Source organism: Pokkaliibacter plantistimulans (assembly GCF_003194385.1).
Lineage (GTDB): Bacteria > Pseudomonadota > Gammaproteobacteria > Pseudomonadales > Balneatricaceae > Pokkaliibacter > Pokkaliibacter plantistimulans.
In genome coordinates, this window is sequence record NZ_LAPT01000069.1 from 1 (window position 1) to 11,245 (window position 11,245).

The window sequence follows — 11,245 nt, forward strand, 5'->3', positions numbered from 1 at the left end:
TCAGGCCATCCTGCCAGAGGGTTTATTGTTGCTGGAGTAGTCCGGTAGCGATGCGTTTTAACAGGTCGTTGAAAATCTATCTGCGTTGCCGAATACCGCGTCAAAAACAGGCTCACAGCCAAAGGCTGAACGTGCTTTAGCACGGCCCCGAAGGGGCGAGCGGAGCGAGTCAAATGCTCATTTAGTTCACTAAACTCCGCTTTTTCGCCTGTTTTTTCCTTGTCTCGGCTGCCTCGATAACGTTTTTCAACAGCCTGCTAAGCTTCTCTTCAGGAGCCGAGGCACCATCACTCCCTGACCAGCCACTGCTGCAGTACCGACCAGCGGCAGCAGTGGTGATCCTCCCCGGGGATCACCGTCAGCTCAATAGGTATCGCGGCCAGCGCCGATGTCAGCGTGGCCAGCGGTACGTTATCATCCCGCTGCCCCAGCACTAACTGGCGTCTGACGCCGTCCCGCCACTGCCGCTGCGTGGCCGGGTTGATCGAATCAGTCAGCAGTGAATAGCCATGGGCGCGACTCCAGGCATCAATATCCAGCGGTGCCGCAATGGCCAGCACTGACGTCACCGCGGACACCCTCTCCGCCACCAGCACCGCCAGCACCCCACCACCGGAATAACCCACCAGCTTGACCTGCCGCGGCGGCACAGGCTGCTGTGCCAGCCAGCCTTGCAGCGCCACAGCCATGCTCGCCACGACCTCTTCGCTGTACCGCCCCAGTGTCCACAGACGGGCAGAGCAAGGCGGGCTGGCATCGGTATTGAAATAACAGGGACGCCCCAAATACAGCGCACCGTCCTTATCCTGCAGTAACCAGTCCAGCGCGGGAGTGCGATCAGGGGTCGGGTCGGCGGACACATAACGACCATGGGCCAGCCAGGGTCGCCCATCGCCCTCGATATAGATATGCAGTACCGCCGGATCACGTGGCGTGCGCTGAAAACTCTGCAAATGAAAGGGGATGGCAGTGAGCACTTCACTGCGCAACCCGCCGGCAATGGCTCGCTGTTTTGCCTGTTCAGCCAGACTGGCACAGCCAGTGAGGCCGAGCAGACACCCCAGCACCAGCAGCAACCTGCTCATCCCTGTTGTCAACGCGCTGCTGCCCTCCCTGCCCGGAATGAAGAAGTGATAAGCCCAGCCCGACCTGATCGCCATGACGAATACTGATCGCTGCGGCTAGATCTGATCGCCGTGACGAATACTGATCGCAGTGACTAAAACTGATAGTTATAGCGCAGCTGCAGTGAATGCTCGCGATAGTCATCGTTGCCGTACAAGCCTTCGATTCTGACGGTCAGGTTACTGTTGGCGTTGAAATCCTTACGCACCCCGACGCCGATGCGGGCATAGTCACTGGGATTACCCGCAATATCTGTCTTCAGCACCTGCGACGGATCACCGGCGAACACCGCCGAGACGGAGCGACCACCGTCGTTAAACTCATGCTCCCAGGCCAGATACAGTTCGCCCTGCGTGGTGGGGTTGAAGGTATAGAGAATACGGCTGCCCACTTCTGACAGCACCGAGTCGGTACTCTGGCTGCTGACACTGAGATCGGCCGAGCTGCCGGATTCGGTATAACCCTTGATTTTCAGATGGGAATAATCGAGCCGGACGAAGGGTTGCAGCCCCCATTTGCCGTACACCAGATCCTTGCTGACACCAACCGATGCCGACCACAGGTCGCCGTGGGTATCACCATTGGCCACCCCGAACCCGGTATTGCGGCTGGTGTCGTACTTGATGTTGCTGTAGCCGATCACCGTTTCCAGAAACAGCGCCGGAATCATCTCGTAGGAGGAGTAGGCCATCAGGCTGTAGGTGTCGGCATTGGAGCCGTCACCGTTATCGACGCTGGCATCAGCATTGGAATAACCAAAGGCGGCACCGACCTGCGTCCGGCTGCTGACATAACGGTCAAAGCCCAGCACCAGACTGTAGTTGTCACTCTTATAGCCATCGGCATTGCCACTGGCCCCCTGTTTGGCATGGGAATAAATGCCCTGAATAAACATGCCGGAGTCAGACGCATCCGCCGAGGCGGCCCCGCCACTGCTGCCTGTTCCCCCGCCCAGCTGCAACTCACTGCCGCCCACACCCACCAGCCCCACACCATTTAAGCCCATGCGCTTCTGCCCTAAACGCAGGCTCAACAAGCGCCGGACAGCCTGCACACTCTGCATCGATGAAGTGGTCAACTGGCCATTATTGACCGGTGTCAGACGACGCAAACGACTGCGCAGCACATCGGGGTCGGTGCTTTCCGCCAGACTGGAAGCAACTTCCTGCAGGGGTTCGCAATCAGTCACGATCAGCACCGCACAGGCCTGTGCTGCAGCGCCCGACGCCGAGTCGCAGTCAATGCCGACCAGTGACGGCTGCTCCGAGGCAATCTGCGCAATCAGTGCGGCAAACTCCGCGGACAGGGCAGCCAGCGCCGTCGGATCGAGATAGACACTGCGCAGCTGCTCGATATCCATCGCCGTACCCCCTGAACTCAGGGCAATCTCGGTGTAATCCGCCTGGGTAGTGTCAAAGGTAGGTACCAGAATGTAGCCCTGCACCTTGGAGATCACCCCGTTGCTGTCCTCCACATAGGCATAGCCGGTGTCAGGATCAGCCCCCACCACGGCGATGGCGGTGTTACCGTTCTTGTCGGTGAAGTGCTGGCTGACCACCACGTGCAGCACGGTCTTGTTGGTGGTCAGCTGATTGACGATGGCGGCCTTGTCGACCGTCGGGGTCAGATCAGCCGAATCATCATCACGGTCTTCATCTGTGATCAGCAGAATGGAGGAACCGGCATTAGCGCGGAATTCGTAGTTGCGATAGATATAGTCGATAGCGCGGTAGCCGTCTTCGGTACCGCCCGATACGGCCAGCTGCGCGGTCGCCGTATCCAGCTCGGTCGAGGTACCGAAATTAGCACCGCTGGCAGTATCCAGCGTGAAGTAGTGATACAGCGCAGAGGAGGTGGTTTCCCGGCCGCCCTCATTGGCGGTGGCTGTGTCGTAAGGGCTGCCGCCGAATCCCATCAGGCCGAACTGGTTGAGGGTGACCCCCTGATCATTGAGCAGCTGGTCGATGTTCTTGATATAGCTGCCGATAAAGTCCTGCTCACCGGACATGGAGCCCGATTCGTCGATGGCCACCACCATATCGAAGGTCGACGCCGCCAGGGCGCAGGTAGACAACGCACTGCCGCAAAGGATTGCGGCAAGGGGAGTGAGTTTCATGACTGATTCCTTTACTCGTGCCTGAATGCCGGTGCCTGTCTGCACACCTTGGCAAAAAATCGTCTGCGCAGGGACAACTCACTCCTGCGGGCAGGTAGAAGGCCACCTGCCGTTACCGCCTCTATTTTTCGCTACATCTATTTTTCGCTACATCTATTCTTCGCTGCGTGGCCCGATCAGTCCGCTACCGATGTTTCGCTTGAGGACGTGTTGGTATTGCCAGAGCTGTTACAACGATCACAGGGCTCCTTCGACAGCACCTCGGGCTGACTGAGATGATCACCGCGCACCGGCAGTACGCCGGTATCCAACATGCGCTGCACTTCCGCGCTGACATCGCCCGCAGGCACCAGCCCGCGCAGCATCGGCGGTGGTGCATCGAGTAGGGTCAGGCGGCCAGTGTGGCGGTCAATAAAGAAAAAGTGCGGACTGCTAACCACCTGCTCCTGGCTGTTGGCGCCGTGCGGGCGTATCCCAATGGCACCGGAGTAGACGCCCCCCGCCAGCCCTTCCTGACTGTTGAAATCCCGCGCGCAACGCAGATCGCAGTACAGCAGCTGATAGTGGGTACCGCGAATACCGATGGACGCCACCGGCGTCTCCAGCTGGTAGCTGGCCGGATCGCTCTTGCCAATCTGGCCGGACAGGGTGCGCATGCCGCCCTTCACCAGCTCCATAAAGGCTTGCCCGTCCTGCGGACGCTGGGCATTGAACTGGTAGGTCTTGAGCTGAAACACCGACTCCGGCGTCAGGGCGATAATGGCGTTATCGATCATCCGCACCTGTAGCTGGCTGTCGGCAGCGGTTTCCAGGGTATCGTCAGCCACCACAGCATCGCGGCGGGCCAGGGGCCGCACGGTGCCATCGGCGGCTCGCGCCTGCGTCTGGCCGGTACTGAGCAGCACCTTACCGACACTGTCGGCGGCCACGACCGGCGATACAGCACTGATCAGCGCCATGGCACTGGCCAGAGCCATTCCCCGCAGCGCCCATCCTGCGGCCTGTCGGCTCCGCGCTGTCATGACGGGGCGCGCCCCATGCTTAGCGGAAGTCATAGCGCACTCCTGTCTGAATCAGATGACGGGTGTAGTCGTAGTATTCGATGTTGGAGTCATTGCGGATCAGGCGATAACCGCCGGTCCAGCTCCAGGCCTTGTTGAAGTGCCAGCGCAGATCGATATTGAAGGCGCTGTAGTCATCCTCGCGGCGTTCGTTGTAGATGCTGTTGGTACCGTCATAGCGGCTGTTGAGGTAATGCACAGACACGACCGTGTCGAGCTGCTCGAGCAGAGGCACCACCACCCCGGCCTGAGCGCCGATAAAGCGCCGGTCGGTATTGTTGTGCGCCTCTTCGCTGTCGTTATCTGCCTCATCCCGACCGTAGTAGGTACCGGCAAACCAGGTGGCCGACTGCTCGGTCGGCCCGCTGAACACCAGATTGACCCCGCCCAGCCATTGCACGCTGTCACGATCATCCAGCTCATAGTTGAGATCATGCACCCCGACAAAGGTGCCCAGGCGCAGCTGCGCCGTACTCTGATATCCCCATTCGCCGGTGACGCCGACGCGGGTCAGGGCGTTGTCGCCATCCAGCCGTTCATGGCCGGACTGCAGGGTAACTTTCCAGTGTTGCCGCTCATAGTCCCAGCGACTGCCCAGATTGAGGTTGAGTTTGAAAGTATCCTGATCGGTACGATCAAAGTAACTGAGGTTCTCCGCCCGGCCGTCAGCAAACAGGGTCTGGCTGTCGGACAACGGATGGTCATAGCGCCCGCCCGCTGCCAGCCCGAAGTAACCGTCACTTTCCTCCAGATCACTGGCATTGATCACAGCCAGCGAGGGCTGCTGATACGGCCCCTGGGTCGCGTTGGAATCATGCCCGATAAAAGCCTCAACATAGCCCCGCAGGCCTTCCTGCCGCCCCCCGATACCCAGCTCGCGCAGACGTTTGCGGGCTTCGGCGGCCAGCCCCGGTGAAGGATGGCGACTGAGCACCAGATACAGCTCCTTCTTGGCCGGATCCTGTTGCTCCATGGCCAGATAGGTTTGCGCCAGCAACCAGTGGACCTCAGCACTGTCATCACTTTGCTGCGCCCGCTCCAGCGCAAACAACGCCTCCCCGGTCTGGCCACTGGCCAGTGCCGCCTGCGCATAAAGCTGATCGAACTGCGGATCGCCCTCCCACTCGCCGCGGAACTGGCGGGCGACAAACCAGGCCTGGGTCGTATTGCCGTGAGCCAGCAGGCTGCGCAGGGCATCCAGCGGGTCTGCTGCCTGTCCCGACTGCCAGGGCAGCAGCCCCATCAGGCTCAGACCCAGCAGCAGTCGCCGAGAGCCGCTGACAGAATGGTAAAAACGCTTCATTGACGTCTCCTTGCATGTGGGATGCAGATGCGTCGTGCGGTTGGAGATGGAACACAGCGACCAGAACCGTTGCCTCTATGTCATTCCGTTGCAAAAAATGTCAACCAATCGTCAATAAAGATAGCAGCGTGAAAAGACCTCGCAGGGAGGACGCTTCGATTCAATGCTGAAAATATTTACTGCAGCGCGACATGAAGATTCAAATCGCTCAACTACCAGCGCGACAGCCGCAGACGAACAGTGACCGTCTAAGCTTGGTTCAGATCACACCTGCGCGCAGACAGAATCAGCAAAGTGGCAAGAAAATGCGGGATGTTGGCAGCAATGGGTGGGGCTACGCTGATGATCGATACAGGTGCTGCATCGCGATGTCGCCGTCGCTGCATCGCAACATGAACATGATCTCTGTGACCATGTTCATGCACCGCAATGTGCACTGATCGTGCACGACAACCACCCACTTGCTGCGCTCAGCAAAAGCCTCGCTCAGCCAGAGACACCACCTGTCCGGCACCGACGACGAAGTGATCCAGCAGGCGTATTTCCACCAGCGCCAGTGCCTCTTTCAGGCGCTGGGTAATCAGCTCGTCGGCGCGGCTGGGCTCGGCAATACCGGAGGGGTGATTGTGGGCCACGATCAGGGCGGCGGCATTGTGACGCAAGGCGGCCTTGACCACTTCCCGCGGATGCACCGAAGCGCTGTCGATGCTGCCCAGAAACAGCGGCTCGTAATGAATCAGCCGGTGCTGGCTGTCGAGATAGAGGCAGGCGAAGACTTCGCGCTGCTGATCGCGCAAATGAGCCAGCAGATAGTTCTTTACCGCATCGGGGGAGGTGAAGCTCTGCTCACGGCGCAGCTCTTCGGTCAGATGACGACGACCCATTTCCAGCACCGCCTGCAGCTGGGCGTATTTGGCACTGCCCAGACCATGAGCCTGACAGAATTCCTGCAGATCCGCCTGCAGCAGGGCACGCAGGCTGCCGAAGCGTTGTAACAGCTGCTGCGCCATTTCCACCGCACTCTGCCCGGCCACGCCGGTACGCAGGAAGATCGCCAGCAGCTCGGCATCGGTGAGGGAGGCCGCTCCCTTGTTCAACAGTTTTTCTCTTGGCCGCTGTTCCGCGGGCCAGTCACGAATAGACATCCTGTCCTGCTCCCTGTGCATGCTGCACCGGCTCCTTGCCCGCGCAGGCGTCCTATTTAGCCGGGCCGCTGCCACTGAGTAAAGGGCAGCCGCGAAAATCCATAGCTATGCGGTAATCCTGAGACGTTACGCGGTCGTCCTGAGACGTTACGCGGTCGTCCTGAGACGATGGCCGGCCAGATGATGATAGGCCCAGGCCAGCACAACCAGCAGCACACTGCCCGGTAGCACCGTATGCCAGACGAAGGGCCAGCTCATACCGGAAAACAGCACCAGCAGTGGGTTCGCGCCAGCCGGTGGATGCACTACCTGCAATGCCATCATGGCCGCCACACCGGCACCGGCAGCCATTGGCAGGGCGTATTCCAGCGGCCAGCCCAGGTGGGCGATGACCACACCGATACAGGCCGTCAGTACATGTCCGCCAATCACGTTCTGTGGCCGTGACAACGGGCTGGACGGCACCGCGAACAACAAAACACAGCTGGCGCCAAACGGCACCATCAGCAATACCCAGTTGAGCCAGTGATCAAGAGCCACCAGCGCAGCGATGCCGAGTGCAGCGCCACTGCCAGCAAGCAGGGATTTCAGGGTGTGGGAAACGACGACTTTCATAGACTGCCAACACTTATGCGGTCAAACGCCGCACGCTCTGATGCCTCAGCAAGGGCACGGCAAGACGGTTGCGACGACTACGGGACGGGCATTCTAGCGACAGCAGCAACCTGATTAAAATTCATCTCGCCGATGGCGCAGATCAACTCAGGTGATATTGCAGCAGCGGTGGCCGAGGACGGCTCAAACTGCAGGTGGTTTGTGATATGGTGTCAGGCCAATTGCACAGTGAGTACAGCCAGGATTGTGATGGTGGATTTATCCCTGCAAGGCAAACATATTCTGCTTGGTGTCAGTGGTGGCATTGCTGCCTACAAAAGCGCCGAACTGACCCGACTGCTGGTCAAGGCCGGGGCGCAGGTCAGAGTGGTGCTGACCCGCGGTGGGGCTGAGTTTGTCACACCGCTGACCTTTCAGGCATTGTCCGGCAACCCGGTGTACCAGCACCTGCTGGATGAACAGGCGGAAGCCGGTATGGGCCACATTGAGCTGGCCAAATGGGCCGATCTGGTGCTGGTAGCACCGGCCACCGCCGACATCATGGCGCGCTTTGCCGCAGGCTTTGGTGATGACCTGCTGACCACCCTGACGCTGGCTACCGAAGTGCCGATCTATCTGGCTCCGGCCATGAATCAGGCCATGTGGCGTGATCCGCGCACCCAGCGTAATGCCCACTATCTCAGCAGTATCGGCTGGCATCTGCTCGGCCCCGACAGCGGCAGTCAGGCCTGTGGTGATGTCGGCCCCGGCCGCATGCTGGAGCCGCAGGCCATCGTCGCCCAGTTGCAGTCCCATCATCGTCGCCCGACCAGTCAGTCACTGCAGGGCAAAACCGTCTGGATCACTGCCGGCCCCACCCGTGAGGCGCTGGACCCGGTGCGTTTCATCAGTAATCACTCCTCCGGCAAGATGGGTTTCGCGCTGGCTCAGGCAGCCAGTGAAGCTGGCGCGCAGGTGCGGCTGATCTGCGGCCCGGTCAGTCTGCCCACGCCGGTGGGAGTGGAACGTGTCAATGTCGAATCGGCCGAACAGATGCTCAGTGCCAGTCTTGATGGTATCCAGCACTGCGACATTTTTATCGCCGCGGCGGCCGTGGCCGATTACCGCGCAGCCGAGGTGGCCGAGCACAAGATCAAGAAGCAGAGCGGCAAGGACAGTCTGGCCCTGTCGCTGATCAAGAACCCCGATATCGTGGCGACCGTCGCCGCCCTGACACCGGACCTGCGCCCCTTTACCGTCGGCTTTGCCGCCGAAACCCGTGATGTCATCGAATATGCGCAGGACAAGCTGGCGCGTAAAAAACTCGACATGATTATCGCCAATGATGTGTCTGCCGAAGGCATAGGTTTCAACAGCGACGACAATGCCGTCACCCTGGTCAGACCGCACCACGTGCTGACCCTGCCGCGCGCCAGCAAACACGAACTGGCACGCAAACTGATTGAACACCTGGCCGCCGCCTACTATGACCCGGCCACACCGGCCGGCGAAACCATTGAGGCGACGGACGTACTGGCTGTCACCAGCCAGTAAATTCGGGCTGCTCAGGCAGCCCATACTGTTATTCAACGCAAACCGAAACAGACAGGCATGAAGCAGAATCTCCAAGTAAAAATTCTCGACCCGCGCATCGGTAACGAATTCCCCCTGCCCAGCTACGCCACTGATGGCTCAGCGGGCCTTGATCTGCGCGCACTGCTGGACGCCCCACAGACACTGGAGCCCGGTCAGACCACGCTGATTCCTACAGGTCTGGCTATCTACATCGCCGATCCCGGTCTGGCGGCGATGATTCTGCCGCGTTCCGGCCTTGGCCATAAGCACGGTATCGTGCTCGGCAATCTGGTGGGACTGATCGACTCGGATTATCAGGGTCAGCTGATGGTGTCCTGCTGGAACCGTGGCCAGACCAGCTTCGTCATCGAGCCCGGCGAGCGTATCGCCCAGATGGTGCTGGTCCCTGTGGTGCAGGCCCAGTGGGAAATTGTCGATGAGTTTCATGCCACTGCCCGTGGCGAAGGCGGATTTGGCCATTCAGGGCGCCAGTAAGCAAGTTACTGACGCCGGACAGATGCCAGCAACGTTTTATAGCCGTACACCTCTTCAACCAGAAAAAACTAGTCAGGATTCCAGGACTAAGGAAAGGAAAAAGCGATGAGCCAGTACACCCCCCTTGCAGCCGTTGATCCGTCCATCTTCCGCGCCTATGACGTACGCGGAGTGGTGGGTTCAACCCTGAACGAAAGCATCGTCTATCAGATCGGTCTGGCTATCGGTTCCGAAGCCACTGCCCGTGGTCAGAAGACCGTTGTGGTTGGCCGTGATGGCCGTCTGTCTGGCCCCAGCCTCAGCACCGCGCTGATGGATGGCCTGCGTGCAGCCGGTCAGGATGTGGTGGATGTGGGCATGGTCCCCACGCCGACCCTGTACTTTGCAACCTATCACCTGGGCTTCCCATCAGGCGTGATGGTCACTGGCAGCCACAATCCGGCTGACTACAACGGCTTCAAGATCGTACTGGCGGGCGAAACCCTGTCTGGCGATCAGATCACCGATCTGTACCGCCGCATCGCGGAAAAAGACTTCAGTCAGGGTGAAGGCAGCTACCGTGCCGTCAGCATCGATGACGACTACGTCAACCGCATCACCGGTGATGTGAAGCTGGCCAAGCCGATGAAAGTGGTGGTCGACTGCGGTAACGGTGTGACCGGTGAACTGGGCCCCCGTCTGGCCAAGGCGCTGGGTTGCGAGATCATTCCGCTGTTTACCGAGATCGACGGTAACTTCCCCAACCACCATCCTGATCCCGGCAAACTGAAAAACCTGCAGGACTGCATCAAGGCGGTCAAGGAGCACGGTGCGGATCTGGGTCTGGCTTTCGATGGCGATGGCGACCGCGTTGGCGTGATCACCAACGCAGGGCATGTGGTCTTCCCTGACCGCCTGATGATGCTGTTCGCTCAGGACGTCTGTGGCCGTAACCCCGATGCGCAGATCATCTATGACGTGAAGTGCTCGCGTCTGCTGGCACCGGCCATCAGCAAAGCTGGCGGCAAGCCGATGATGTGGAAAACCGGTCACTCGCTGATCAAGGCCAAGATGAAGGAAAGCGGCGCCCTGCTGGCAGGCGAAATGAGCGGCCACATTTTCTTCAAGGAACGCTGGTACGGTTTCGATGACGGCCTTTACAGCGCCTGCCGTCTGCTGGAAATCCTGTCCAACGCCGATTGCGATGCCGACACTCTGTTCAAGCGCTTCCCTGAAGATGTCAGCACCCCTGAAATCAACATCGAAGTAACGGATGAGGGCAAGTTCACCATCGTCGAAGCCCTGCAGAAGCTGGACTTCCCCGGTGGCGACAAGTCCACCATCGACGGCGTCCGTGTGGACTTCCCTGATGGCTGGGGCCTGATCCGCGCATCCAACACCACACCGGTACTGGTACTGCGCTTTGAGGCCGAAACCACTGAAGCACTGGAGCGCATCCGCAGCCTGTTCCAGGCGCGCCTTAGCGAAGTCGACAGCTCGCTGGTGATTCCACACGAGTAAGACAACAAACTGCTGCGACCAGCAGCATGACCTAACAGGCTGTTGAAAAACGTTGTCGAGGCCGCCGAGACAAGGAAATACCCCGAGGGCACAAGAAACAGGCGAAAAAGCGGAGTTTAGTAAACTAAATGAGCATTTGACTCGCTCCGCTCGCCCCTTCGGGGCCGTGCTAAAGCACGTTCAGCCTTTGGCTGTGAGCCTGTTTTTGACGCGGTATTCGGCAACACAGATAGATTTTCAACGACCTGTTAAGCCGACACGCAGGCGCTACACACGTCCCTCTCTCCCTGAGAGAGGGCAGCCACACGCTGCACATCTGTATCAGGTAAAA

The 11,245-nt window shown here is 59.6% G+C and carries 9 protein-coding genes; 3 read left to right on the plus strand and 6 right to left on the minus strand.

Translation table 11 applies throughout. The annotated features are described in order from the left end of the window. Positions 1-287 precede the first annotated feature (287 nt). The 6 genes from WH50_RS14225 to WH50_RS14255 form a co-directional block, all read right to left on the minus strand. Positions 288-1,085, minus strand: coding sequence for an alpha/beta fold hydrolase (locus tag WH50_RS14225; RefSeq protein WP_110187908.1), 798 nt, complete (start codon positions 1,083-1,085; stop codon positions 288-290). A 134-nt stretch (positions 1,086-1,219) separates the two neighbouring features. Beyond that, positions 1,220-3,241, minus strand: a complete 2,022-nt coding sequence (locus WH50_RS14230; RefSeq protein WP_110187909.1) for an autotransporter family protein — start codon at positions 3,239-3,241, stop codon at positions 1,220-1,222. Between the two features lie 176 nt (positions 3,242-3,417). Further along, positions 3,418-4,296: a FecR family protein gene (locus tag WH50_RS14235; RefSeq protein ID WP_110187910.1), complete on the minus strand. Its 879-nt coding sequence runs from the start codon at positions 4,294-4,296 to the stop codon at positions 3,418-3,420. Beyond that, a complete protein-coding gene (locus WH50_RS14240; protein WP_110187911.1) occupies positions 4,283-5,605 on the minus strand; it encodes a surface lipoprotein assembly modifier in 1,323 nt (440 codons plus the stop codon). The genes WH50_RS14235 and WH50_RS14240 overlap by 14 nt, the downstream gene beginning before the upstream one ends. A gap of 470 nt (positions 5,606-6,075) precedes the next feature. Further along, on the minus strand, positions 6,076-6,750 hold the full coding sequence (radC, locus tag WH50_RS14250) for a RadC family protein (RefSeq protein WP_104153768.1): 675 nt from the start codon (positions 6,748-6,750) through the stop codon (positions 6,076-6,078). A gap of 147 nt (positions 6,751-6,897) precedes the next feature. Next, on the minus strand, positions 6,898-7,365 hold the full coding sequence (locus tag WH50_RS14255) for an HPP family protein (protein WP_110187913.1): 468 nt from the start codon (positions 7,363-7,365) through the stop codon (positions 6,898-6,900). 249 nt (positions 7,366-7,614) lie between these two features. On the opposite strand from WH50_RS14255, the gene coaBC reads away from it, so the two are divergent. From coaBC to WH50_RS14270, 3 genes are all read left to right on the plus strand, one after another. Continuing rightward, the gene (gene coaBC / locus WH50_RS14260) at positions 7,615-8,898 is read left to right on the plus strand and encodes a bifunctional phosphopantothenoylcysteine decarboxylase/phosphopantothenate--cysteine ligase CoaBC (protein ID WP_110187915.1); all 1,284 of its coding nucleotides are present in this window, start codon (positions 7,615-7,617) and stop codon (positions 8,896-8,898) included. A 57-nt stretch (positions 8,899-8,955) separates the two neighbouring features. Continuing rightward, on the plus strand, positions 8,956-9,414 hold the full coding sequence (gene dut / locus WH50_RS14265; protein WP_104153770.1) for a dUTP diphosphatase: 459 nt from the start codon (positions 8,956-8,958) through the stop codon (positions 9,412-9,414). Positions 9,415-9,519: 105 nt separating this feature from the next. Next, on the plus strand, positions 9,520-10,914 hold the full coding sequence (locus WH50_RS14270; protein WP_110187914.1) for a phosphomannomutase/phosphoglucomutase: 1,395 nt from the start codon (positions 9,520-9,522) through the stop codon (positions 10,912-10,914). The last annotated feature ends 331 nt before the right edge of the window (positions 10,915-11,245 follow it).

Excerpts from the sequence above, each read along its gene's own strand:
- WH50_RS14225 (WP_110187908.1), bottom strand. The coding sequence starts at position 1,085 with ATGAGCAGGTTGCTGCTGGTGCTGGGGTGTCTGCTCGGCCTCACTGGC.
- WH50_RS14230 (WP_110187909.1), bottom strand. The coding sequence starts at position 3,241 with ATGAAACTCACTCCCCTTGCCGCAATCCTTTGCGGCAGTGCGTTGTCT.
- WH50_RS14235 (WP_110187910.1), bottom strand. The coding sequence starts at position 4,296 with ATGACTTCCGCTAAGCATGGGGCGCGCCCCGTCATGACAGCGCGGAGC.
- WH50_RS14240 (WP_110187911.1), bottom strand. The coding sequence starts at position 5,605 with ATGAAGCGTTTTTACCATTCTGTCAGCGGCTCTCGGCGACTGCTGCTG.
- radC (WP_104153768.1), bottom strand. The coding sequence starts at position 6,750 with ATGTCTATTCGTGACTGGCCCGCGGAACAGCGGCCAAGAGAAAAACTG.
- WH50_RS14255 (WP_110187913.1), bottom strand. The coding sequence starts at position 7,365 with ATGAAAGTCGTCGTTTCCCACACCCTGAAATCCCTGCTTGCTGGCAGT.
- coaBC (WP_110187915.1), top strand. The coding sequence starts at position 7,615 with ATGGTGGATTTATCCCTGCAAGGCAAACATATTCTGCTTGGTGTCAGT.
- dut (WP_104153770.1), top strand. The coding sequence starts at position 8,956 with ATGAAGCAGAATCTCCAAGTAAAAATTCTCGACCCGCGCATCGGTAAC.
- WH50_RS14270 (WP_110187914.1), top strand. The coding sequence starts at position 9,520 with ATGAGCCAGTACACCCCCCTTGCAGCCGTTGATCCGTCCATCTTCCGC.